Source organism: Pedobacter zeae (assembly GCF_014196715.1).
In the GTDB taxonomy this organism is placed as follows: Bacteria; Bacteroidota; Bacteroidia; order Sphingobacteriales; family Sphingobacteriaceae; genus Pedobacter; species Pedobacter zeae.
Map to the genome: position 1 here is coordinate 1 of NZ_JACIEF010000005.1, position 23,585 is coordinate 23,585.

Below are 23,585 nucleotides of genomic sequence, written 5' to 3' on the forward strand. Positions count from 1 at the left end.
TTGAAAGAAAGGCCTTATAAGAAAGATCTTGGTATTGCTGCTTAAATATTTTAAAATTTATTTGCAAAAACCATAGAATACGGGTTTAGTAACAAGGGTTTCTGCACCCGGCAAGCCCTAAAAATGAAATACTGCATTGGCCACCTAGCCCCGGTTGAAGCATTACCCTGCAGCAACGAGGTATCCCGAATTTTCGGGAAAGTGTATAAGCGTAAAACGGGGAGAAACTTGCTGTTTTGCACCAGCATTGCGCTCCCCTAAAAAATAATAATTTTAGGGTTGGGAAATGGATGGTCTGTGGTTCTTAACGGTGTAGTTCCTTTTTCCATTACTCCCAACTTTATGTCGGGACCATTGTATAATATTTCTTGAAATCGACTAATCCTTACATAGAAAAACCGTTGAAGTAATTCAACGGTTCGTTAAAATATTTTTTAACAGCTTATTTTTTAGTTTCAGCCAAAAGTTCAGAATTTAAGCGGACATATTCATCAATTTTTTGGGCTTTGGCAGCATCTATTCCTTGCTGGGCAGTAACCATTGCACCTGTTTTATCGCCCATTTTCAGCTGTATACGGCCTTTCCAAAGTTTAAACCAGGGTGCTTTCGGATCCGATTTTTCTGCTTCTGTCATCCATTCCAAAGCTTGTTTCAAATCTTTTCCATGTTGAAAATAGTATTGGGCAGCCGCAAAATACGGTTTCTTTTCACCTTTCATCGCTTCGGCAATATTGGCCATCACTTTTTCATCAATTGAAGTCGTAATATTGATAGCATAGGCACTATGCTCCCACATCATGTTTAAAGTTGCCGAAGTTTCGCTAACAGCCGAGAACTGCATGGTTAATGTTTCTACTTTATCTTTTAAAGCTGTTGTTTTAACTGTTACGCGAAGCACATCATCACTTTCCTTATATTCGTATGCACCCCACTGATCGGCAATTTTGTTAAAAATAACAGTCCATTCTTTTTTACCCGGGATACTGAAAAGGCCATATTCGCCTGCAGGTAAATCTTTGCCTTCAATTTTAACGGCATCCGTAAATTTAATGCGTGTAGCTGCATTTGCACCATTACGCCAAACGACGCCCATGGGCTCCATGCCGCCAAAAATTTTACGGTCTTTAACATTGGGTCGAGAGTAGGTTAACGTTATTTTGCCCAATCCAAAATCCTGGATGATGGTTTGGCCACTGCTGGCTTGTGGGAATTTGGCTTCCTGGGCGCCTGCAAAGTCTGCTGTCCCCAAAAGTGCCACAAACAGTACCACTGTTTTGATCGATAATTTCATTGTTTTGTTGTTTTTGGTTTTGACGAATTTACGCAATTCGCACTGACTTTGGCAAAAATTTTAGTGCAGCAGTTAGATCAATTGATTTTTTCTGAATCCAAAAATAAGTTCGTCAAAATATTCGCCATTTTTAAAAATAGTGCCTTTTAGTTCTGCCTCGAAAATAAACCCCGATTTTTTTAAAACCTGTTGCGAAGCAAAGTTGGTATGTGCGGTTCGGGCGAAAATCCGTTCAATATCAAAAGTATCGAAACCATATTTAAGCATCTCTTTTATGGCTATCGGAACAATTCCTTTCCCCCAAAAATCTTCGGCAATCCAATAACCCATTTCTGCACTTTTACTATAAATATCGGCCAATTGATGCACCCCTATCGATCCGATTACCTCGCCATTTAACACAATGGCTTTGATCTGTAGCGGATCGTGACTCAACGCCAACCGGATAAAAGCTTCTCCATCTTTTTTTTCATATGGGAAAGGAAATTTATTAGTCAGGTATTTGGAAATATTAACATTATTGGCATGTTTAACTAAATCTTCAACATCACCCGGCTGATAAGGGCGTAAAATTATTTGCATGGGTTTAAAATTTTATCAGGATGAAATAAGCTGTAACTTTTTAATAAAAATAAAGTCAGAATTGAAATGTCTTTATGTTACACTTCAATCAGTTTGAAAAATCTTATTCCGGTCATCTTGTTTTAAAGATAGCTAATATTAAGCTTCCCCAGGGCGTTTTTTGGATAAAAGGAAGCAATGGCTCTGGCAAAAGTACGCTGCTGAAGGCCATTGCCGGAATACTTTCTTTTCAGGGCGATATTGCAATTGGCACCATTTACTTAAAAGATCATGGTATTGCGTACCGGAAACTGGTCAATTTTGCAGCGGCTGAGCCCTTGTTCCCCGAATTTTTAAGCGGTGCGGAAATGATCGGTCTTTTTGCAAAAGCGAAGGGTGGAGGTATTGATCAGGCGGAGGCTTTGCTTAGCGAAATGCGTATGAAAGATTACATACATAATCCTTTGAGTTCCTATTCGAGCGGCATGCTGAAAAAACTTTCGCTGGTACTGGCCTTTTTAGGAAAACCGAAACTGATTTTATTGGATGAACCTTTAAATACCATCGATGCCGAATCACTCGAAGTATTATACCATTGGATCAATAAAAAACATAAGGAAGAGGGGATCAGTTTTCTTTTGTCATCTCATCAGCCACTTGATGGGATAAAACTGCCCGGACTCAGGCAAATTAATATTGACGACAAAAAAATAATTCTGAACTTTTAATGTTGCAGCTTTCAAATCTGGCACTAAGAAAAATATTTGTAGGTGGGTTTTACCGTACCCATGCAGGCATGCTGGTGTTTGTTTTTGTCATGTTGATCAGTTATTGTTTGTTCATTAATACTTTAGGTACGGTTATGCCCGATCAGATTGATTTTTGGCAGTTTTTTTTTACCATCAGTTTGGTGAGCAATCCGTTAATTATGGGGTTTTATCTGTTTGCCAGTGTATTATATGCTTATAAAGGCCTGCAATATGTAACCAGCCAACTTGCTTTACCACAACAGGAGTTTTTGTATTATAGTTTTACGGCTTCTTCTAAAAAGCAGCAGTTTAAAACCTGGTGCATTGTTCAGGTTTATTTATTTATCCCTGTTTTGTCCTATACGTTCTATGCCAGCATAATCGGGCTGGTTTTTGGTTATTATCTTATTTCGACCGGCATTTTATGCTTCCAACTGCTGCTTATTATTGGCTGCGCTTATCTCAGTCTGAAAGAAAATAATCGTTTAATAACAAAAAACACATTTAATTGGCTGGTACGGATCAGCAGAAAATGGAATAAACCGGTTTTTTTATTGTACAGTTTTCAGGTTTTCAACCAGTCGAAGTTGGCTTATGTACTTACAAAACTCCTTTCGTGGTTATTGATTTCCAGTGTATTTATGCTTTTCGCCGATATTAAAGAAAATTCGAGGTTGTTAATGCTTATTACTTCCTGTATTGTGGTGGCGCATGCGGTACTGATCTACCAGGAAAGGGTTTTTAACAATCGTTATCTGGCTTTCTTACCTAATTTCCCTTTTCCCAAAGCAAAAATGTTTTTTAGCTTTGGTTTAAACTATCTCCTTTTATTATTACCCGAAATATGCTGGATGGCTAACCGTTTTGGATTGATAACTTCACTCGGGTTGGCTGCATTTGCTTTTTCCGCTATCCTTTCATTTAGAAGCTTGCTTTTGTTGGATGGGATCCGGATTAAAGGATTTTTAATCCTGGTTTTCTGCCAGTTTTTCCTTTTCTATATTGTGATTATATTTGGATTAGGCTTAATACTCATTCCGATGAATATTGTTACGGCCTGGCTGGTGTTTAAGGGAAATTATTTGAACGATTATGCATTAAATTAATTCTTGTTTTAAGATAACCTGAATTAACAGTAAGAGCATCTGTACTTGATTATATTTCAATTAATTCCAGGTCAGTAATTCTTTCGAAGTGTTTTTTATTAAGTGTAGCAATTTTTATTTTTCTGGCTAATGCTGTTGCCCCAATAAAAATATCAGGAATTTCAACCAAACTGTTTTTCTTTTTGAGCTCTTTTGTAATTTTTATAGCAATATCATTTGATTGCTTATCAAAAGGAAGTATGGTTACCCGGTCAAAAAAATCTTTCCAAAAATCAACTTCCTCTGCTTTAGCACCAATCATAATCTCATATTCTGTAATAATAGAGACTGCAAAAAGATTATAAACTTTGGTTAACTGATAGAATGTACTTTTCTCTTTTATTCGTTTTCGATAAAAATCAATCAAAATAGATGTATCCAAGCAAATTACTTCGTTCTCCATGAATTGAAGTTTTTCCTATTTGCCTGATGCTGTTTGTACTGCTCTTCATTCATTATAGGTCCTTTGAGCAAAAATTCCTGGAAATCAGATAAGTCATTTGATGCTTTTTGTTCAATAAACTCATCATTTAAAACTGATTTTAATTGTTTTATTTTTGCTGCCGGAAGTTTTTTTATCGCTGCAAGCAATTGTTCATAACCTATGTCGATTGTTATTTCCATATACCAAAAATACAAAATATTAAAAATTTAATCAAGTTGCAGATTTTTACATGCACTTTTAAAGACGTACTTTTTGTTTTTACTTCAGTTCATCCAGTACCTTAAATAATTTTTTATTGATGCCACTTCCGTTATAGTTATTGATATTGATCACCACAACATATTTGTTCCCGGCGGTATCTGTATGGTAACCTGCAAAGGCCGAAACATCATTTATGGTTCCGCTTTTAATTTTCATACCATTGTATTCAGGCAATGCTTTGTAATAATCAGCAAACCAGCTTTCTTTTTGAATCTGGAATAAAATGCTGGCCATGGCTGCTGTTGTAATCCTGTCGCCTGGCGAAAGCCCACTGCCATCGATAATGTTCAATGCCGATTTTTCGATGCCTTTACTGGCCCAAAAAGAAATTTCAGCTTCAGCGCCTTTTGCGGTACTTGCTTCTTTTCCTGACTTTATGGCAATGGTTTTTAATAAACTCTCGCCATACAGGTTGATGCTTTTCTTTAAAAACCAGTAAATCATATCGCTCAGGATAGGAGAACTGATGGTGCTTATTTTTTGCGTTACAAGCGGAACAGTCTGGTTATTTAAAGCCATCAGGCGGGTGGTGGTGGCTTGCTGACTAGTATTTATGCCCAATCTTTTTAGCGTATCCTGCAAACGGTATGCGCAATCAAAAGCAGGGTCAGGACTGGCGACTGAAATTCCCGGTTTTGTAATGCCCATACCCCAGCTACCGCGGAGGTAAGCAACATTGCTATAAGGTGGAAGAAAAGCATAACTCCTGTCGCCGGTACCTGCCGCACCGGTTTTTAACTCATTTACTATTTGGATGTAAGGAGTTGCCGGAACCATTTTTACGATTCTCACTTCATCGGATGTGCTACTGCCGGGCCGAAGGTGAATATCGAACTGATTTTCCCGCCAGGCCAGGCCAGAGGTTCCTGCGCCATAATAATTGCCAATATCCTGCCAAACCCAGCCTTCAGGCGTAGTCTGCGAACCGAAAATACGGTCGTCGCCAATTATACCGCCTTCAATTTTTTTTATGCCAGCCGATCTTATAGCGGCAACCCATTGCGTTAAAACGGTATTTTCTTTGTTTTGATAACGCCATGAACCCAAGGTAGGGTCGCCACTGCCTATTATTATTAAATTTCCCTTTAATGTTCCATCAGCGGTAACCGTACCGGTGTAGGCCAGGGTAGTCTGAAATTGAAAATCTTTTCCTAAAATACTAAAAGCTGTTGCCGCAGTAATGGTTTTTAGCGTTGAAGCGGTGGCCAAACCGATTTGCTCATTTTTGGCGTAAAGCGTTTTACCTGTATTGGCATCCAAAACGCATAGCGAAACGATAGCATGTTTAGCCTGTTCGTCGTTCAATAAATTGTTAAAGGCTTTTTCGATGTTTTGGATCCTGTTTTGGGCAAAGCTTTGGGTAAAGGAAAGAGACAGGAAGATAAAAAGGAGTTTTAAAAATTTCATTTGTGAAGATATGGTAATCACTAAATTATATATAAAAAGAGATTATAATCACTAAATTCTATGATTTTAACCTTATCCGTTAAATAACCTGTTGCGTTTGATTTCCTTCCCCTGTCTTAATCTTATTGCATGATAGATGGTGGGTACATCGTTTGTCCATTTTTTGAGCGTGAAAACGATAGCCAGAATTTCTAAACGGGTAGCCAGACCAACCCAAACGCAAAGCTCAAACCAAAACACCGATTGGCAATGGGCCATTACTTCTACCAATGTGGCAAATAAAATGAGGGTCCATATTTTGGCGCCGATAGAGTGGGTAGCAATCTCTCTTTTAAATTTAAAGTAACATACTAAATAGGTTGAAGCCTCGAATGCAACCAGAACGATCAGTTTAACGAAGTTGTTTTTAAAAAAATCAGGACATTGGATGTAGGTAGCTACCGCTACGGAAATAAAAAACACCTGGTCGATACTGGAGTCTAAACGGCGCAGTTTTTCGGATGATATATTAAAACGGCGTGCAATAATGCCATCAAACACATCGGTTAGCAAACCAATGGATAGGAGGGGAATGGCTAAAAAAGGATAATGTGCCACCTGAAAAACACTGAGTAAAAGTATGGCAAAGCCAATGAGTAACCTTGAATAAATTAAAGCAATAGGGATGTTTTTCACGGATAGCGCACATAAAAAAGCCCCCCGATGTAAATCGGAGGGCTGTAGTATTATTGATTAAACCAATTCTTTCTGAACCAGGTATTCCGCAATCTGAACAGCGTTGGTTGCAGCGCCTTTACGTAAGTTATCGGCAACAATCCAAAGGTTTAAGGCTTTAGGCGCCGATTCGTCTCTACGGATACGGCCTACAAAAACCTCATCTTTTTCATGAGCGTCTTTTGGCATTGGGTATTTTAAGTTGGCTACATCATCAACAACAATTACACCTGGTGCTTTCTCTAAAATGCTGCGCACTTCGGCTAAATCGAAATCATTTTCAAATTCAATATTTACTGATTCTGAATGCCCGCCCATTACCGGGATACGAACCGTTGTAGCGGTAACTTTAATGCTGTCGTCGCTCATAATTTTGTTCGTTTCCTTAACCATTTTCATTTCTTCTTTGGTATATCCGTTATCAGTGAAAATGTCGATATGCGGAAGAACGTTCAAGTCTATTTCGTATGGATAAGCCTTAGGGCCATCAATGCCTTTACGCTCATTCATTAACTGCTCAACTGCTTTAACGCCTGTACCGGTAACCGATTGGTAAGTAGAAACCACTACACGTTTAATTTTGTATTTATCGTGCAAAGGTTTTAAAACTACCACCATTTGGATGGTAGAACAGTTTGGGTTGGCAATAATTTTATTATCAATGGATAGTTCGTGTGCATTAACTTCCGGTACGATCAATTTAATGGCCGGGTCCATTCGCCATGCAGAAGAGTTATCGATAACTGTTGCTCCCGCTTCTTTAAAACGTGGCGCGTGTTCCAATGAAGTATTTCCACCTGCCGAAAACAAAGCGATATCTGGTTTCATGCTGATTGCAGTATCCATGCTAACAATTGGGAACTTCTTACCCTTAAAAGTAATTTCCTTACCAACACTCTTTTCTGATGCTACGGGAATCAACTCTGTTAAAGGGAAATTTCTCTCCTCCAATACTTTTAACATGACAGTGCCCACCAATCCGGTGGCACCCACTACTGCTACTTTCATTTTAAATTTTAATTATTTTTTATTAATTATTTGATATAAGCCCAAATATGCTAAAAATTAAGCTTATATCCCTATCGTTGCCAATTTAATTTGCTTTTAATGGCAGAAATATTATTTTTTCAATAAATAACATGGTTTTATGAAGAAAACACAATAGAACCGGTTCGCGGGCAGCTACAGAGCTGGAAAAGGGAGGATAAACCTTGCAGGGGATTAACCTGCAAGGCTGAGGAAAGTTTATACCAGGTTTGCTTTAATATAATCGCAGCTGGTTTTGATAGAACCAATTGGGTCGGGTTTATAGTTGGTTTCCTGCTCAACAAAGAAATGTTGCATGCCCGAAAGTTTTGCCTGTGCAAAAATGGTTTTAAAATCAACTGAACCTTGTCCAACTTCGGTATTCCATTCCGGCTTGGTTTTGTCCATATCTTTAACATGCCACATCGGGAAACGGCCCGGATACTTTTTAAACAAAGCTAATGGATCGTTTCCTGAGCGTACAACCCAATACAAATCCATTTCAAAATTGACCAAATTTTTGTCAGTTTCGCTTAAGTAAACATCATAGCCGGTGGTACCGTCCAACTTTTTAAATTCAAAATCATGGTTATGGTAAGCAAATTTTAAGCCTGATGCTTTGGCAATTTCGGCAACTTTATTAAAGTCGTCGGCAGTTTTTTTGAAACCGTCAATACCCTTACTGGTATCTACATGAGCGCCGGCAATTGTAAAATATTTACCTCCAATGGCTGCTGATGATTCGATATCGGCTTTTAATTTATCCGTTTTGCCCGTTTTTGAAAAATCATCCATGCCGTAATGACCACTTGGTGCTTTTAACCCATTGGCATCAAGCAAGGCTTTAAATTCTTTAGGTGTTAAGCCCCAGAACTTCCCATTGGAAAATCCATAGGTTTCCACCTCTTTGTACCCCGCCTGTGCTACTTTTTCAATAACCCCTTTTACATCTTTTGGCAGTTCGCCGCGTAGGGAATATAATTGAATGCCCACATTTTTACTCGCTTTATCAAAAGCAAAAGAAGGGATTAAGAATGCAGCTCCGGCAGCTAATCCTGCCTGTTTTAAGAATGTTCTTCTCGAATTCATCATTTAAAAAATTAAATAATTTCTTTTTTAATGTAAGCGCAGCTGGCTGTAACCGATTCCAGTGGGTTTGGCTTGTAATTGGTTTCGTGCTCTACAAAAAAGTGTTTCATGCCCGAAAGCTTAGCATTGGCAAAAATAGATTTGAAGTTAATGGATCCGGTTCCTACTTCAGCATTTAATGCAGGGTTCGCTTTGTCCATATCCTTAACATGCCACATGGTAAAACGGCCAGGGTTTTCCTTAAACAATTTAATCGGATCGTTTCCTGAACGTACCACCCAATATAGGTCGAGTTCGAAATCGACTAGTTTTTTATCAGTACCTTTTAACAAAATTTCGTAACCGGTGGTATTGCCTATTTTGTCGAATTCGAAATTGTGGTTATGGTAGGCCAAACGGATGCCGGCGGCTTTACACATTTTAGCGGCTTCGTTTAACCTGGCTGCAATTTTTTTATAATCGTCGGCATTCTTTCTGATACTTGAATCCAACCACGGAACAGTTACATATTCGCTTTTAAGTACTTTTGCTGCCGCGATAGCTGCTTTTAGCTCAACGGTGTTGCCATCGCTTAAATAAGTACCTAAACCATAGTGACCGCTTGGGGCTTTTAATCCATTCGCATCCAATAACGCTTTAAATTCTTTAGGTGTTAATCCCCAAAACTGATCCTTTATTGAAAAACCATAGGTTTCCACTTCTTTAAAGCCAGCCTTGGCAATTTTTGCGATCGTTCCTTTTACATCTTTTGGCAATTCCTCTCTTAAAGAATATAATTGAAGGCCAACGGCTCTTTTATCAGCAGCAGCAAAAACAAAAGATGGAACCAACAGTGCTGCCGCTGCAGCCATACTGCTGTTTAATATAAAATTTCTTCTTGATATCATAGGTCTATTTTTAAATGTCGCAGATGGTAACTGCCTTTTTTAAGGAAGCCATTTTATCTGCATTTTTAGGTAAAAATTCTTGCGCAACGAAACCTTTAAAGCCAGTTTCGGCAATGGCTTTCATAATGGCAGGGTAGTATAGTTCCTGGGTATCGTCTATTTCATTACGGCCAGGTACACCGGCAGTATGGTAGTGGGCAATATACTGATGATAATCTTTGATGTTCCTGATTACATCGCCCTCATCTATCTGCATATGATAAATATCATATAACAATTTAAAGTTTTCCGAACCCACACGTTTACAAAGCTCGGCACCCCACGAGGTTCTGTCGCATTGGTAATCTTTATGGTTGATTTTGCTGTTTAGAAGCTCCATTACCAGAACAACATTGTGTTTTTCTGCCAAAGGAATTAACTGTTTCAAGCCTTTAACGCAATTGTTCCAGCCTGTTTCATCGTCTTTACCCCTTCGGTTACCGCTAAAGCAGATTAAGTTTTTATATCCGGCTTCGGCAACGAGCGGAATCATGGCAGTATAATTCTGAATCAGCTTTTCGTGAAATTTTTCATCGTTAAAACCATCCACCAAATTGATCTCGGCACCATTACACATGGTTGATTCTAAGCCATATTTTTTTAAGGTTGGCCAATCTTTAGGACCAACCAGATCAATCCCCTTAATGCCTATCTTTTTGGCTTCGATGCAGAGTGCTTCTAACTCGAAGCTGCTAAAACACCAACGGCAAACAGCATGATTAATATTTCCTTTTAGTTTAAGTGGCTGATCTGATTCTGATTTATCCATTGCTAAGGCTGATAGTCCTGATGAAACACCGATGGCAGCGGTACCTGCAACGATGTTTTTTAAAGCATTTCTTCTATTGATGTTTGAGGTCATGTTAAACTGTTTTAGTTTCAATTTCCGATTTGGTTTTATCATTGAACAGCAGTGCGAATAATAAGAAAACTGCCGCTGCAATTCCCGCAGGAATAATCCAAACCATTTTCCAATCGGTTACATTTCCGGTTTTGTACATATCTGTAATTAATCCGGCAACCTTAAAACCGATTAACATACCAAGGCCATAAGTTGCGAGGGTAATAATACCCTGCGCTGCACTTTTAAATTTTTCTCCGGCTTTTGAGTTGGTGTAAATCTGGCCGGAAACAAAAAAGAAATCGTAGCAAACACCATGAAGTGCAATCCCGATGATCAGCATAAAGCTTAAGCTGCCGGCATTACCATAAGCAAAAAGAAGATAACGGACTGCCCAGGCGAGCATACCCACTAAAATGGTTTTCTTAAAGCCGTATTTTGAAAAGAATACAGGAATTGCAAGCAAAAACAATGCTTCTGAAACCTGGCCTATAGCCATTTTACCCGTTGGGTTAGAAACTTTAATATCTGCCAGGAAAAGGCCTGCATTTTGATAATAGAAGGCCAATGGGATACAGATCAGGATAGAAGAAATAAAGAAAACAGCAAAATTTTTATCTTTTAATAATTTTAATGCATCTAATCCTAAAATGTCGCCTAGTTTTATTTTTTCATCTTTTGCAACCTTTGGAGGAGTAGCCGGTAAAGTAAAGCTGAATAAACCTAATGCAAGAGAGGCGATACCAGCCATTAAAAAGGTACTTTTTAGTAGCCCAGCCTGTATTCCTTCCGGAGAATCCCAGTGGAACGCAAAACTGATCAATAAACCAGCAATAATCCAACCGATTGTACCAAATACCCTGATGTTTGCAAATTCTTTTTCTGCATCTTTCATCTGATTAAAAGAAACCGAATTTACCAGTGCAAGGGTTGGCATGAACAAAATCATATAAGCTAAAACGTAAGGGTAGAAAACACTTACATCTGGTGCACTGTACATCTGGTACATTAAAATAGCACCAATAATGTGTAGAACACCTAAAATCCTTTCAGCGTTAAAATACCTGTCGGCAATAAGGCCTATAATAAACGGAGCAATAATAGCTCCCCATGACTGTGTCGAAAATACAGAACCAATTTCAGAATTGGTTGCCTTTAAGTTATTGTTTAAAAAAGCTCCTAAAGTTACAAACCATGCGCCCCAGATAAAAAATTCAAGGAACATCATGGCAGAAAGTTTAAAGCGAGTAGTGCTATTCATTTGGTTTATATGAGGGTTGTATTAAGGTGTAAGGTTAAAGGTAAAGGGGAGATGAGGTTAATGCGAAAACGGGTAACTTACGCTTTCCCGCTCTCTAACTTTAATATATAATTAAAGTGCAAGGGAGAAAGCTCTCGGCCTTTTCCCTTGCGCCTGCAACCTCTTTATAGTTCTTTAATAGAGATGTTTTTGTACCACACTTCATCACCGTGGTCTTGTAAAGCGATTTTACCGGTTTTGAAAGTACCCCAGTTTTCCCAGTTGGCAAATTTACTGCCTGCAACAAGCTTTTTCCAGTTATCGTCCCAAAGGGTGGTTTTTACTACTTCAACACCATTTAATATCAAAGTTAGCTTGCCTTTTTTGCTGATAATTTCTGCTTTATTCCATTCACCAACAGGTTTAACCGGTTCTGATGAGCTTTTTACCAGGTCATATAAATCACCAGCACGGTGTTTGGTTATTTTTCCATCTGGGTGACCATCGTTATCAATGACCTGCATTTCCAACCCGGTTGAATAGGTAGCATGGTATTTAGGTTCTTCATGAACGTAAAAAACAAGACCGCTATTTGCTTTTGGAGCCACTTTCCATTCATATTTCAAATGGAAATCGCCGTATTCTTTGTCGGTAACTAAATCGCCACCGCCATTAGGGCCTTTTTTAGCCAGGTCTAAGTGTAATGCCCCATCCTGAACTTGCCAGGCGCTACCAACGGTAGTTTTGTTGTAAGTATGCCAACCCGTGGTGGTTTTACCATCGAAAAGCGGTTTAAAACCCTTTTGGGCTTTTGATATTTGCGTAACTGCCAGCATGATGCAAGCAGAAAGAAAGATTTTTTTCATATTTTTTTTAAATTAAACCTCGTAGATTTTAAAACCTATCAGGTTTGGGAAATTAAAGGGTTAAATTGTTCCAGCCTTTACGGTATTCGCGCTTTACAAACTGGTTTGCTTCGTCGAAATTGGTTACTTTCATATTATCGTTATCCCAAAGCATTTTAATGTACCTGCCAGGGTAGGTAACTTTATCGTTTACCGTTTTTTGGATATCGAAACTCCTGATGGCCAGGTTAGCCATCAACAATGCTTCCGTTAGCGGACCTGCAATTTCGAAAGGCGAACTCACTTCCTGCTTGCCATAACCGGCAATTGCTGCTTCAACCCATTGTTTGTAATGCCCGTTTGCACCATCAGGTACGCGGGTGTATTTTGGTTCCACTTTAATGTCTTTGTTTTTACTTAAAGGCAATAATTTTGGATTTGCGCTATACGTTTCGCACATCATTTTACCTTTTGTTCCAATAAAGAGGGTACCGTTACCGCCATCGCCAAAAGTTTCGTTTGCCTCTAATTCTTCAGGGCGTTCGGGTTGGATACCACCGTCCATCCAGTGTAAAGTAATATCGCCTTCGGTTTTATTCGTTTTAGGGAATTTTAAGGTAACATGACTTGATGGAGGACAGCTTTCAGGGAAATAACCACGTTTAAATTCGTCTACGTAAACAGAACCTACACTTGCCTCAACTTCCTTGGCATATTTTAAATTTAATACGCTAAACGGAGCTTCGATTAGGTGGCAGCCCATGTCGCCCAAGGCACCGGTTCCATAATCCCACCAGCCGCGCCAGTTAAAAGGAACCAATTTATCAACAAAATCCTTGTCAGGAGCTGTTCCCAGCCATAAATTCCAGTCTAATTCTTTAGGAATTTCTGCTTTTTTGCTTGGCCATGGAATGCCTTGCGGCCAAACCGGACGGTTAGTCCAGGCATAAACCGTATGTACGTCGCCGATTAAACCGGCTTCGTACCATTCTTTCATTTGGCGCGGACCGTCGTTTGATGCACCCTGATTACCCATCTGTGTAACCACTTTATATTTTTTAGCAGCTGCGGTTAGTATACGCGCTTCATAAATATCGTGTGTTAAAGGTTTTTGCACGTAAACATGTTTGCCCAGCTGCATGGCTGCTAAAGCCTGGATGGCATGGTTATGATCGGGAGTAGAAACCGATACAGCGTCGAAGTGCTTATGCTCTTTATCCAGCATCTCGCGCCAGTCTTTATAGTATTTTGCTTTAGGGAAAGCTTTTACACTATTGGCTGCACGGCGGTCGTCAACATCACATAAAAAAGCAATGTTTGCTTTTCCGCTTTTGTTGAACATTTCCAAATCGCTTTGTCCTTTTCCTCCAACACCGATACCGGCAACCAATAAACGGTCGCTTGGTGCTAAATAACCTGGGCCACCTAAAACATGGCGGGGTACAATCATAAAAGCAGCGGCAGCTATAGCTGTGGTTTTAATAAAATCACGGCGGTTGCTCGTGTTTTTATTTTCTTGCTCCGTTTTCATAGGCGGTAAATTGATTAGTTAATCGGTTAAGATTACTTTTTTAAAGATAAAATATACTTTACCATTAATTTTGCGTCATCTTTTTTAAGCGTAGCATGAGCGGTCATCGGCATATTGCCCCAAACTCCTGTTCCACCTTTAATGATTTTATCGGCTAACATGTTGATGTTTTTTTCGGTAGCCGGATATTTTTTTGCAATGTCTACGTAAGCAGGGCCAATAATTTTGTTGGTTTTGTTGTGGCAGCCCAGGCAGTCTGATTTATTGATCAGTTTTTCACCCGGATTGGATTGAAAAGCAGCATGGTTGGTCATTGTTGCCGTTGCTACCACGGTTTTCTCTTTCGCTAAATCGGCTTTTGTAAACGACGCCATAAAAACGACTACAGCGCCTAAAATTAAAAATGTTTTTTTCATGTGTTGTGTGTTGTTTTAATTGCAATCAAGCATGTACAAGCGGTAATATTTTAGTTCTTTGTTGCTCATACAGACTTTCATGTGTTGTTATTCTTGTAATCCTAATATTCTTTTATTGAAAGCGCTATCGCTACCTGATGCAGCAAAATCATCAAATGCTTTATCGGTTACGTTAATGATATTCTTTTTGATGAACTCTGCGCCTTCGCGGGCACCATCCTGCTGGTTTTTAATGCAGCATTCCCATTCCATAACGGCCCAACCTTTAAAATCATATTGGGCTAATTTACTAAAAATGGTTTTAAAATCAACTTGCCCATCTCCGGGTGAGCGGTAGCGTCCGGCGCGGTTTGCCCAACTTTGGTATCCACCAAAAGTGCCTTGTTTGCCTGTAGGGTTAAATTCTGCGTCCTTTACATGGAAGGCTTTGATGCGTTCGTGGTAAAAATCGATGTATTGAATGTAATCCAATTGTTGCAACACAAAGTGAGATGGGTCGTACAATAAGCATGCCCGGGGGTGATTATTTGCCGCAGCGAGGAACATTTCGTAGGTTTCGCCATCAAATAAATCTTCTCCGGGGTGTATCTCGTAACAAACATCAACACCACATTGGTCGAATTCGTTTAAGATTGGTGTCCATCGTTTTGCCAGTTCTGCAAAACCTTCTTCAACCAATCCTGCCGGACGTTGCGGCCAGGGGTGGAAATATTGCCACAATAAAGAACCACTAAAGGTTGCATGTGCGTTTAAGCCGAGGTTTTGTGATGCTTTGGCAGCATATTTCATTTGTTGTACAGCCCATTCTGTTCTTGCTTTCGGGTTTTTATGTAATTCTTTTGGTGCAAATGCATCAAACAGGTCATCATAGGCAGGGTGAACTGCAACCAGCTGGCCTTGGAGGTGTGTAGACAGTTCGGTAATTTCTAAGCCATAACTGGCAATTTTACCTTTCAATTCGTCTGCATAAGTTTTGCTTTCAGCAGCCTTCTGAAGATCGATAAACCTTGCATCTAACGTTGGCATCTGGATTCCTTTGAAACCTAATCCTGCTGCCCATTTGCAGATACTATCTAAAGAATTAAATGGGGCTTCGTCGCTTATAAATTGTGCTAAAAATACTGCTGGTCCTTTTATCGTTGTCATGCCGGATGATTATAATTTATAGTCGAACCATTTTTGATCTGATTGGCTTGAAGCCACTACATTTTCGATGAATGCCATCCCCCTGATACCGTCTGCTGTGCCAGGAAAATCGAGCATTTCTGCAGTAGGCTGCTCATGGTTTAATTTTGCATTTACCGTAAGAGCAAAGTTTCTATAAATGTTGGCAAATGCCTCTAAATAACCTTCTGGGTGACCGCCCGGGGTACGGGTATTGTGTTTTGCAAAACTACCCATATAACCATTGCCGGTTCTGTAGATCTGGGCAGGAGCATTTAACCATCTTACAATTAGCGTATTTGGTTCCATCTGGTGCCATTCCAAACCACCTTTTTCGCCATATACCCTGATTTTTAGAGCGTTTTCTTCGCCGGCGGCAATTTGTGAAGCTACCAATACACCGTTGGCTCCGTTATCGAATTTCAACAGCACGTTGCCATCATCATCAATAGCTCTTCCAGGTACGACAATGTTTAAGTCGGCGCAGATTTTGGTTATTTTCAATCCGGAGATATACTCGGCAAGGTGTGCTGCATGTGTGCCAATATCGCCCATACAACCGCTTTTACCGGTTTTAGATGGGTCGGTACGCCATGCTGCCTGTGCATTTCCTTCGCGCTCAGAAAGTGTGCTTAGCCAACCTTGAGGATATTCTACTACAATTTTGCGGATGGCACCCAGTTCGCCCTCTTTTACCATCTGTTTGGCCTGCTTAACCATAGGATAACCAGAATAGGTATGCGTTAAACAAAGGGTTAAGCCGGTTTCTTCTACTTTAGCCTGTAACTGTTTAGCCTCTTCCAAGGTTAAAGTCATTGGTTTTTCTATTACCACATTGAAACCTTTATCCAAAGCCATCATGGCTGGTGCAAAGTGCGCAAAATTTGGGGTAACAATGGTTACAAAATCAATTCTTTCGTCTGCTGGCAACTCACTTTCCTTGGTCAGCATTTCTTCGTAATTATTGTAGATCCTGTTGTCTGGAAGAAAAAGCATTTTTCCCGATTCGTATCCCACTTCAGGATTTACACTTAAAGCACCTGCAGATAATTCAATTAGGCCATCCATGTTAGCGGCCAAACGGTGTACGGCACCGATAAAGGCGTCTTTTCCACCGCCTATCATGCCCATTCTTAATTTTCTTTTCATTTTGTAAAGGTGTGAGGTTTAAGGTTAAAGGTTTAGGATGATTTTCCTATGCCTTACATCTTTTACCTCTTGCTCTGTTTTTTATTAGGTTTTGTGTTATGCTTTAAAGTAATTCGTCTGTTTATGCTACCTTAAAAAGGTTCAGGGTAAAAGGTTTAAGATTTTCGGCTTATTAAACCTTATACCTTACGCCTTCTACCTCGAACCTTAAGCTTTAAACCTTTCTAGATATTCTTTTTCTTTAGTTCCTTTACTGCGTAATCGGCAGCGCGCGCTGTTAGCGCCATAAATGTTAGCGATGGGTTTTGACAAGCAATAGAAGGCATACACGATCCATCGGTTACAAAAACGTTATTAACTTCGTGCATCTGGTTCCATTTGTTCAGTACAGAAGTTTTCGGATCGTTACCCATCCTTGCGGTACCCATTTCGTGGATCGCCATACCCGGATAACAACCATTATCGTAAGTCTTGATGTTTTTCATGCCTGCTTTTTCCAGCATTTCAGCAGCATCGTTCATCATATCCACACGCATTTTTTTCTCATTTTCCTTGTATTCGCAATCTATCGCCAATACGGGTTGTCCCCACTTGTCTTTTTTGCTGTGGTCGATATAAACCTTGTTTTCGTAGTATGGAAGCATTTCTCCGAAGCCACCTAATCCCATCGTCCATTTTCCCGGAGTAGTCATTTTTTGTTTCAGGTCTGCACCAAATGATAACTCGGCAACATCACTTTGCCAGTTGCTTCTGCTCGCACCGCCCTGATAACCGAAGCCTCGTAAGTAATCGCGTTTATCGTTACCGATATTCTGATATCTTGGCACATAAATTCCATTTGCACGGCGACCATAAGTGTATCTGTCGTCAAAGCCTTCTGCTTCGCCTGATGCACCGCAACGGAAATGGTGATCCATTAAATTGTGGCCCAGCTGCCCGCTGCCATTGCCCAGTCCGTTTGGATGTGCTTCTGATGTAGAGTTTAATAAAATGAATGTCGAACCTAGCGTAGAACCGTTTACAAAAACAATTTTGGCGTAAAACTCCATCGTTTTGTTGGTTTGGGCATCAATTACCATTACCCCTTTAGCTTTTTTGGTATCTTTATCGTAAATGATATGATTAACGATAGAATATGGCCTTAATGTTAAACGTTTGGTAGCCATAGCAGCAGGCAGGGTAGAAGATTGCGTACTGAAATAAGCACCGAACGGACAGCCTCTGCTGCACAGGTTCCTGTACTGGCAGTTGCCCCGGCCTTTATGCGGAACAGTAAGGTTGGCCACACGGCCAATCATCATAATCCGTTCTCTTTTATAATGTTCTTCTATACGTTTTTTTACCGATTTTTCTACAATGTTTAGATCCATTGGAGGTAAGAACTGCCCATCAGGACAGGTTGGCCAGTTTTCGTTGGAACCGCTTATGCCTGCAAAACGCTCGGCATAATCATACCAGGGTGAAAGTTCTGCATAACGAATTGGCCAGTCGTTTCCGTGGCCATCTCTTGCATTATCTTCGAAGTTATGATCGCTTAAGCGATAGCTTTGGCGGCCCCACATTAATGATTTACCACCAACGTGGAAACCACGGTACCAGTCGAAACGCTTATCTTCGGTATACGGACATTCTAAATCGTTCACCCACCATTTTTCGTTCGCTTCCTGGTAAGGGTAATCTCTTTTCTGTACCGGGTGGGTACGTTTTTGCTCTTCGGTTAATCGGCCTGCATGTTTAAAATCCCATGGATTTTTCATAGCATTTTCGTAACCGGTAATGTGCTCAATGTTCATCCCTCTTTCGAGCATTAAAACACGTAAGCCTTTTTCGGTAAGTTCTTTTGCAGCCCAGCCGCCACTAATCCCCGATCCTATAACAATAGCATCGTAAGTATTTTCTGCTTTTAAATTTGTATTTAAATTCATGATGTTTTGTAGTTGTTGTTAGGAATTAGGTTGCCCAAGATCTTTGGCCAGGTTTTAAAGGCGCATTGCCATCATACCGGCCCGGAATAAGCACATATTCACGTGCTTTGGTACAACCTATTTCTGAAGAATAGTAGCCAAGTAAAGTTAAATCTCTTGCAGTGACAAAAAAGTAGGCTAAATCTTTATTTTCTTCTGATTTGCTTTCTTTTTGAGCAAGTGCGATTGCCCTTAAATCGATCATAAGTTTCTTACGTTCAGCTGGCGTTAAGGTGATATAACTTTTTCCGAAATCTTTCATTGACTTTGCCTGAAGATCTTTGAAGCCCTGAGCAAATGAGGCTTGCATCGTTGCAGGGTAACAATCTTTCATCATCATTGGAATAAACTTCCCTAAGCCCGCAGCTTTAGCACCGGCAGATGATTTGGTCGTCGGGACAATAATATCGGCAAATTCTGCAAAAATCTTCTCGTCTTCTAACGAATAGAGGACAAAGTTCTTCTCGTTTTCCGGTAAGGTAAAACTTTCAAATAAAACGCCCATTGTACTGGCTGAGATTGCTCCTCCCAGCAAAAATGCAACGTTTTTGAGTGCTTCTCTTCTGTGCATCGTTGTTATGATTTTATATATTGGTTACTTATGTGTTGAATGAGTAATATTAGAAAAAATATAATGGAAAGAATAACTTTTTTGAATTAATTTATCGGCATGCAATGCGATTGTTACTGAATAGAATTATTCTAAATAAGTATTAATTTCTTACTTCATTGCAATTTAAACTGTGTTTTTTTGCCGGTTTTACTTGGTGTAAAAAATACATTTAGTAAAAGTAATCCTATTATTTATAAATAAATCACAAAACACCAGTTTTTTAGGGCGAATACCTGCTTAAATCAGATTTCTTTTAATGTAATTATAACTTTCGGCAATACTCTCATATGGCGCTTTTTTGATGATATCCTGTTCCGTAAAAATATAATCGACTCCAGCCAGTTTCGAAGCAGCAAAAATGCTCTTGAAATCTATCCTGCCAGAACCCACTTCCACGAACACCGCTTTATCTGCTTTATCCATATCCTTAACATGGAACATTTTATAACGGCCCGGATTTTTCCTGAACATATCGACCGGGTTTAAACCGGCATTTACTGCCCAAAAAATATCGAGTTCAAAACCCACCAGCCTAGTATCGGTTTCGGTGAGCAGGATTTCGTAGCCTGTGGCGCCATTGCCCTGATCTTTAAATTCGAAGTTATGGTTGTGGTAAGCCAGTTTTAAGCCCGCTTTTTGGCAAAGTTCGGCTGCCTGATTAAATTTTGCAGCCATGCGTTTATAATCATCCAATGTTCCGTTGGCCCTGATATCGGTGGGTAATGCAGGAATAACAAAATATTGCTGGCCAACAGTGGCTGCTGTTTCGATATGCGATTTTAATATTTTATCGTCGCCCGATGATAAAAATTCCGTTACGTTATAATGGCCACTGGGAGAGGTGAGGCCATTTGCTTTTAATAGGGAATCAAAGTCTTTTGCTTTCAAGCCCCAAAAACCACTCACTTCGTATTTTCCCGGGTAGCCATAATAGGTTTCTACCTGGCTATAACCGATTTTGGCTACTTCTTCTATTGTTGCCTTTACATCAGCTGTTAATTGTTCCCTTAAAGTGAAGAGACCGATCCCGATTTTTGAAATTTTAGCAGGGGCTGCTAAAACTTTTGTTACGAATGGTGGAGCCAAAAAAGCTGCTGCACCAGCCAGGCTTACTTTTTGTAAAAATGATCTTCTTGTTGTCATGATGTTTTAGAATTAAAAAAACCGGAGTGTAAACTCCGGTTTACCTGTTAGAATGAATAAGCTAATGATCCCCAGAAGGTACGTTGAAGTAATGTTCTGCCAATCATTAATTGACCAGGGGTAACGGTAGAGAAATCTCTGAACTGATCTCCCCGAACATCGCCCTCTGTCAACACTTTTGCATTTAACAAGTTGTCTGCCCAAAATCGTATTGAAATCTTTTTAGTAAAATTGTACCCTGCACCGGCTTTCATTACCACATAACCTGGTAACTCGTAACTTTCGCTGGGTGAAGTGAAACGGCTGCCCACATAATTTGCTGCCACATATAAATTAAAGTTTTTATGATCGTAGTTAGCGCCAAGTTCGGTGTTGAGTACAGGAACGCGTTCGGTCCTGTTGCCCGTGAAGCTGTAGATGCGGTTGCCAAATTCGGCCGCTACAGCAGCATTGCCACTGGTATTTGCTTCATAATCGGTGTATTTGGAGTCTTGTAATGTTCCGGTTAAACGTAAGCTTAGCGGCTTAGCAATTTTGTATGAAACTTCATACTCGGCACTCCAGGTGCGGGTAGAGCCAAATGCTACCAATGCCTGCAAACCTGAGGCAACCGTTGGAACATTAATGGTTAACGATGTATTTTTAATTGCGGAGTAACTTCCTGAAGCAAAGATCGCCAGGTTGTTTTTAGCATATTTAAAACCAATTTCACCTAAATAAACAGGGCGTTTTTTGATGTTTGCCGCATTATAGGCGGATGCATTATAATCGCCAATATTTGGAGCGTTATAAGCTTTTGTAGCCCTGGCAAAAATACTTGATGTAGCGCTTATTTTGTAGTTGGCGCCTACAGAAGCGGCCCAATTGGTTAAAGTTTCATCATAATGCGTGTAACCTAAAATTGTAGGAGTTGCGCTGGCGGTGGTATTAACCGTACCATTTGCATTTAGTGCATAATAAGGCCGGTCGCCCTTAACATTCTGATTGTCAATTCTGGCACCGATATCTAAACGCCATTTTTCGGATATTTTAATTTCATCGCCTGCATAAGCAGATAGTGTCCTGGTATCACCAATAAAAGTATTTTTGGTTTGGATGGTACGCTCTGCCGCCGTTGGCGATTGTAGTAAAATGCTTGGATGTTCTTTAAATTCGGTGTATGAACGGAAAGCATAACGTAAATCATCCCTGTTATACTGGTGGATGCCTAATCCGATATTAAGGCTATGGTTTTTTACTTTTTTTCTTAAATCCAGGTAATCCACAATCTGCACATCGCTGTTAATCTGTCCCTGTGCGTTAGAGGTAATTACATAATCTCCGGCTACAAAAGGCGCTACAGAACCTCCCGGATAATAATAAGGTGTTGCTGCTGTTCTCGCTACTATCCCAGCAGGGGCTGTATAAGTAGAATTAGTATGTGTATTTTGGTAACGGAAATTGTTAACAATTTGCCAACCGTTATCGGTTAAGTAGTTGAATTGGAAACCACCTGAACCTAATTTGGTGTGGATCCCATCTGTTAAACTAAAATTATGGCTCCCATTGGTAGGATCATTATAACTCCAATCGGTTTGAATCGGCGTAATTGATTGCGTTGCCATATTATAATCGCGGTAAGTTGTTGGTTTCCCGGTACCATCATAAGGATAATAACTTGTTAGTAAGAACTGAACCTTATCATTCAGGTATTTACCATATACCCTGATAAAGCCTTTGTTGTTCTTAAAATTGAAAGTGATGTTGCCTTTAATCTGTCCACCCTCATTAGCCGGTTTAAAACCCTGGTCTACCACACCGTTATCAGTACGGTAAAAACCACCGATATTGTATTTGATCTGGTCGTTTATTTTGCCCCCTGTGTTGCCATCAAAACGGTACAGACCTTGCGAAAAACCTGTTGTAAACTTGAACTGGCCATACTGTTTATCTGCTCCCACGTAACTGATGTTATTTACTACAGCACCAGGAGTATTGGCCTGAACAATTGAGGCATTCCCCCCTCTGATGGCTTCAATGTTCTGAATGGTTAAATCGGTTTTGTAATATTGATCTACGGATGGGTTAGTATTGAAACCTGTTGGTAAGAGTGGTAGGCCATCTTCTTGTATGCCTAAGAAAATATAACCGCCCTGTTGTGGAAAGCCCCTTACCCAAACATTGCCCGGACCGTCGCCACCTGTACTTTCTACAGTGAGGCCTGGTATAGCCTTTAGTAAATCGGTGCTGTTTAAAGGTGCCCTGTTGGTGATGTCTTTATTGCTTACAGAGGTTAGGGCCACACTGCTTTCCAGTTTTTTCTTGGGGTTACCGCCGGTAACCATCACACTTTCTAACTGCAGATTATCTTCTGATAGGGTGATGCTCAGGTTTTCGTCGGCATTGCCTGGAGAAAGATTTACTTCTTTGGAGATGAAACCAACATAGCGTACAATTAAAATACGGCTATCTACCGTTAAGCCTTTTAAAGCAAAAGCGCCATTTTCGTCGGTGGTAGTACCGATAGATTTTCCTTTTACGGTAACTGAAACACCTGGAAGGGGATTACCTTTACTATCGGTTACTTTTCCGGTTACAATGCCTTCGAAGGCCTTTAAGAGCTCGAGGTTGTTATTAGCGGGAATAGAATAGAGCAAAATCTGATCTTTAACTATTCTATATCCCACGTCATAACGTTTTAGCGAATTCTCAAGAAAGTATTTAAGTTTTTGGTTTACAACGTTAATGGAAACTTTACGGCCTGAATTTATTAGCTGTGGACTGTAAACAAACTTCACATTGGCCAGTTGCTCTGTTTTTTCAATGATGGTTTTAATATCGGTTTGATCTGCTTTGATCGAAATGGGCGTATTCAAAAAGTCCTGTGCGCCCACATGATTTGCAAATGCAGCACAGGTAAAAATTATTATTGCAAGTATTTGGTAAATCGAAACTTTCATTGCATATATCGCCAGCGAAATAAGTTGATTTTTTTTCATAAATTTGGTTATTGTTCATTAAATGATTGGATTTATTGGACATAGAAATACCATGAATACATTTCTGATGTATTTAACTCGCCGGCA

General features: G+C 39.9%; 22 protein-coding genes. 2 read left to right on the forward strand and 20 right to left on the reverse strand.

Going from position 1 to position 23,585, the window contains the following annotated elements; translation table 11 throughout:
- Positions 1-442: 442 nt before the first annotated feature.
- Together GGQ60_RS22025 and GGQ60_RS22030 are read right to left on the reverse strand one after the other, a co-directional pair.
- Positions 443-1,291: a DUF2911 domain-containing protein gene (locus tag GGQ60_RS22025; RefSeq protein ID WP_183768477.1), complete on the reverse strand. Its 849-nt coding sequence runs from the start codon at positions 1,289-1,291 to the stop codon at positions 443-445.
- Between the two features lie 72 nt (positions 1,292-1,363).
- The gene (locus tag GGQ60_RS22030; protein WP_183768479.1) at positions 1,364-1,873 is read right to left on the reverse strand and encodes a GNAT family N-acetyltransferase; all 510 of its coding nucleotides are present in this window, start codon (positions 1,871-1,873) and stop codon (positions 1,364-1,366) included.
- Positions 1,874-1,947: 74 nt separating this feature from the next.
- On the opposite strand from GGQ60_RS22030, the gene GGQ60_RS22035 reads away from it, so the two are divergent.
- Both GGQ60_RS22035 and GGQ60_RS22040 read left to right on the forward strand, forming a co-directional pair.
- Positions 1,948-2,580 carry an ABC transporter ATP-binding protein gene (locus GGQ60_RS22035; protein ID WP_183768481.1) on the forward strand — a complete coding sequence of 211 codons (633 nt, stop codon included), beginning with the start codon at positions 1,948-1,950 and terminating at the stop codon, positions 2,578-2,580.
- Positions 2,580-3,707: a hypothetical protein gene (locus GGQ60_RS22040; protein ID WP_183768483.1), complete on the forward strand. Its 1,128-nt coding sequence runs from the start codon at positions 2,580-2,582 to the stop codon at positions 3,705-3,707. The genes GGQ60_RS22035 and GGQ60_RS22040 overlap by 1 nt, the downstream gene beginning before the upstream one ends.
- Before the next feature lie 49 nt (positions 3,708-3,756).
- Here the strand turns inward: GGQ60_RS22040 and GGQ60_RS22045 are convergent, their stop codons facing one another.
- The 18 genes from GGQ60_RS22045 to GGQ60_RS22130 all read right to left on the reverse strand — a co-directional run bounded on the left by GGQ60_RS22045 (position 3,757) and on the right by GGQ60_RS22130 (position 23,498).
- Complete coding sequence (locus tag GGQ60_RS22045; protein ID WP_183768485.1) at positions 3,757-4,149, reverse strand: type II toxin-antitoxin system VapC family toxin; 393 nt, start codon at positions 4,147-4,149, stop codon at positions 3,757-3,759.
- Entirely contained in the window at positions 4,134-4,370 is a 237-nt protein-coding gene (locus tag GGQ60_RS22050; protein WP_183768487.1) for a hypothetical protein, read from the reverse strand. Before GGQ60_RS22050 ends, GGQ60_RS22045 begins: the two co-directional genes overlap by 16 nt.
- 79 nt (positions 4,371-4,449) lie before the next feature.
- Positions 4,450-5,859 (reverse strand): D-alanyl-D-alanine carboxypeptidase/D-alanyl-D-alanine endopeptidase, encoded by a 1,410-nt coding sequence (gene dacB / locus GGQ60_RS22055; protein ID WP_183768489.1) that lies wholly within the window; start codon positions 5,857-5,859, stop codon positions 4,450-4,452.
- Between the two features lie 72 nt (positions 5,860-5,931).
- On the reverse strand, positions 5,932-6,534 hold the full coding sequence (locus GGQ60_RS22060) for a CDP-alcohol phosphatidyltransferase family protein (RefSeq protein WP_183768490.1): 603 nt from the start codon (positions 6,532-6,534) through the stop codon (positions 5,932-5,934).
- 57 nt (positions 6,535-6,591) lie between these two features.
- A complete protein-coding gene (locus tag GGQ60_RS22065) occupies positions 6,592-7,581 on the reverse strand; it encodes an aspartate-semialdehyde dehydrogenase (protein ID WP_183768491.1) in 990 nt (329 codons plus the stop codon).
- A gap of 237 nt (positions 7,582-7,818) precedes the next feature.
- Positions 7,819-8,691: a sugar phosphate isomerase/epimerase family protein gene (locus GGQ60_RS22070; RefSeq protein WP_229685188.1), complete on the reverse strand. Its 873-nt coding sequence runs from the start codon at positions 8,689-8,691 to the stop codon at positions 7,819-7,821.
- Positions 8,692-8,699: 8 nt separating this feature from the next.
- Positions 8,700-9,575 (reverse strand): sugar phosphate isomerase/epimerase family protein, encoded by an 876-nt coding sequence (locus GGQ60_RS22075; RefSeq protein WP_183768492.1) that lies wholly within the window; start codon positions 9,573-9,575, stop codon positions 8,700-8,702.
- A gap of 10 nt (positions 9,576-9,585) precedes the next feature.
- Positions 9,586-10,497 (reverse strand): hydroxypyruvate isomerase family protein, encoded by a 912-nt coding sequence (locus GGQ60_RS22080; RefSeq protein ID WP_311635852.1) that lies wholly within the window; start codon positions 10,495-10,497, stop codon positions 9,586-9,588.
- Entirely contained in the window at positions 10,478-11,716 is a 1,239-nt protein-coding gene (locus GGQ60_RS22085; RefSeq protein WP_183768493.1) for a nucleoside permease, read from the reverse strand. Before GGQ60_RS22085 ends, GGQ60_RS22080 begins: the two co-directional genes overlap by 20 nt.
- A gap of 164 nt (positions 11,717-11,880) precedes the next feature.
- Positions 11,881-12,561, reverse strand: a complete 681-nt coding sequence (locus GGQ60_RS22090) for a 3-keto-disaccharide hydrolase (RefSeq protein WP_183768494.1) — start codon at positions 12,559-12,561, stop codon at positions 11,881-11,883.
- Between the two features lie 52 nt (positions 12,562-12,613).
- Positions 12,614-14,071, reverse strand: coding sequence for a Gfo/Idh/MocA family protein (locus GGQ60_RS22095; protein ID WP_183768496.1), 1,458 nt, complete (start codon positions 14,069-14,071; stop codon positions 12,614-12,616).
- 32 nt (positions 14,072-14,103) lie between these two features.
- Positions 14,104-14,487, reverse strand: a complete 384-nt coding sequence (locus GGQ60_RS22100) for a c-type cytochrome (RefSeq protein ID WP_183768498.1) — start codon at positions 14,485-14,487, stop codon at positions 14,104-14,106.
- 87 nt (positions 14,488-14,574) lie between these two features.
- Positions 14,575-15,633: a sugar phosphate isomerase/epimerase family protein gene (locus GGQ60_RS22105; protein WP_183768500.1), complete on the reverse strand. Its 1,059-nt coding sequence runs from the start codon at positions 15,631-15,633 to the stop codon at positions 14,575-14,577.
- Between the two features lie 9 nt (positions 15,634-15,642).
- On the reverse strand, positions 15,643-16,800 hold the full coding sequence (locus GGQ60_RS22110) for a Gfo/Idh/MocA family protein (protein WP_183768502.1): 1,158 nt from the start codon (positions 16,798-16,800) through the stop codon (positions 15,643-15,645).
- A gap of 224 nt (positions 16,801-17,024) precedes the next feature.
- The gene (locus GGQ60_RS22115; protein WP_183768504.1) at positions 17,025-18,725 is read right to left on the reverse strand and encodes a GMC oxidoreductase; all 1,701 of its coding nucleotides are present in this window, start codon (positions 18,723-18,725) and stop codon (positions 17,025-17,027) included.
- 25 nt (positions 18,726-18,750) lie between these two features.
- Complete coding sequence (locus GGQ60_RS22120) at positions 18,751-19,335, reverse strand: gluconate 2-dehydrogenase subunit 3 family protein (protein WP_183768506.1); 585 nt, start codon at positions 19,333-19,335, stop codon at positions 18,751-18,753.
- Positions 19,336-19,614: 279 nt separating this feature from the next.
- Entirely contained in the window at positions 19,615-20,520 is a 906-nt protein-coding gene (locus tag GGQ60_RS22125; protein ID WP_183768507.1) for a TIM barrel protein, read from the reverse strand.
- A 47-nt stretch (positions 20,521-20,567) separates the two neighbouring features.
- Positions 20,568-23,498 carry a TonB-dependent receptor gene (locus GGQ60_RS22130; protein ID WP_183768509.1) on the reverse strand — a complete coding sequence of 977 codons (2,931 nt, stop codon included), beginning with the start codon at positions 23,496-23,498 and terminating at the stop codon, positions 20,568-20,570.
- Positions 23,499-23,585 lie beyond the last annotated feature (87 nt).

Excerpts from the sequence above, each read along its gene's own strand:
- GGQ60_RS22045 (WP_183768485.1), bottom strand. The coding sequence starts at position 4,149 with ATGGAGAACGAAGTAATTTGCTTGGATACATCTATTTTGATTGATTTT.
- GGQ60_RS22105 (WP_183768500.1), bottom strand. The coding sequence starts at position 15,633 with ATGACAACGATAAAAGGACCAGCAGTATTTTTAGCACAATTTATAAGC.
- GGQ60_RS22115 (WP_183768504.1), bottom strand. The coding sequence starts at position 18,725 with ATGAATTTAAATACAAATTTAAAAGCAGAAAATACTTACGATGCTATT.
- GGQ60_RS22100 (WP_183768498.1), bottom strand. The coding sequence starts at position 14,487 with ATGAAAAAAACATTTTTAATTTTAGGCGCTGTAGTCGTTTTTATGGCG.
- GGQ60_RS22040 (WP_183768483.1), top strand. The coding sequence starts at position 2,580 with ATGTTGCAGCTTTCAAATCTGGCACTAAGAAAAATATTTGTAGGTGGG.
- GGQ60_RS22120 (WP_183768506.1), bottom strand. The coding sequence starts at position 19,335 with ATGCACAGAAGAGAAGCACTCAAAAACGTTGCATTTTTGCTGGGAGGA.
- GGQ60_RS22110 (WP_183768502.1), bottom strand. The coding sequence starts at position 16,800 with ATGAAAAGAAAATTAAGAATGGGCATGATAGGCGGTGGAAAAGACGCC.
- GGQ60_RS22065 (WP_183768491.1), bottom strand. The coding sequence starts at position 7,581 with ATGAAAGTAGCAGTAGTGGGTGCCACCGGATTGGTGGGCACTGTCATG.
- GGQ60_RS22095 (WP_183768496.1), bottom strand. The coding sequence starts at position 14,071 with ATGAAAACGGAGCAAGAAAATAAAAACACGAGCAACCGCCGTGATTTT.
- GGQ60_RS22030 (WP_183768479.1), bottom strand. The coding sequence starts at position 1,873 with ATGCAAATAATTTTACGCCCTTATCAGCCGGGTGATGTTGAAGATTTA.
- GGQ60_RS22050 (WP_183768487.1), bottom strand. The coding sequence starts at position 4,370 with ATGGAAATAACAATCGACATAGGTTATGAACAATTGCTTGCAGCGATA.
- dacB (WP_183768489.1), bottom strand. The coding sequence starts at position 5,859 with ATGAAATTTTTAAAACTCCTTTTTATCTTCCTGTCTCTTTCCTTTACC.
- GGQ60_RS22035 (WP_183768481.1), top strand. The coding sequence starts at position 1,948 with ATGTTACACTTCAATCAGTTTGAAAAATCTTATTCCGGTCATCTTGTT.
- GGQ60_RS22085 (WP_183768493.1), bottom strand. The coding sequence starts at position 11,716 with ATGAATAGCACTACTCGCTTTAAACTTTCTGCCATGATGTTCCTTGAA.
- GGQ60_RS22125 (WP_183768507.1), bottom strand. The coding sequence starts at position 20,520 with ATGACAACAAGAAGATCATTTTTACAAAAAGTAAGCCTGGCTGGTGCA.
- GGQ60_RS22025 (WP_183768477.1), bottom strand. The coding sequence starts at position 1,291 with ATGAAATTATCGATCAAAACAGTGGTACTGTTTGTGGCACTTTTGGGG.
- GGQ60_RS22070 (WP_229685188.1), bottom strand. The coding sequence starts at position 8,691 with ATGATGAATTCGAGAAGAACATTCTTAAAACAGGCAGGATTAGCTGCC.
- GGQ60_RS22075 (WP_183768492.1), bottom strand. The coding sequence starts at position 9,575 with ATGATATCAAGAAGAAATTTTATATTAAACAGCAGTATGGCTGCAGCG.
- GGQ60_RS22090 (WP_183768494.1), bottom strand. The coding sequence starts at position 12,561 with ATGAAAAAAATCTTTCTTTCTGCTTGCATCATGCTGGCAGTTACGCAA.
- GGQ60_RS22130 (WP_183768509.1), bottom strand. The coding sequence starts at position 23,498 with ATGAAAAAAAATCAACTTATTTCGCTGGCGATATATGCAATGAAAGTT.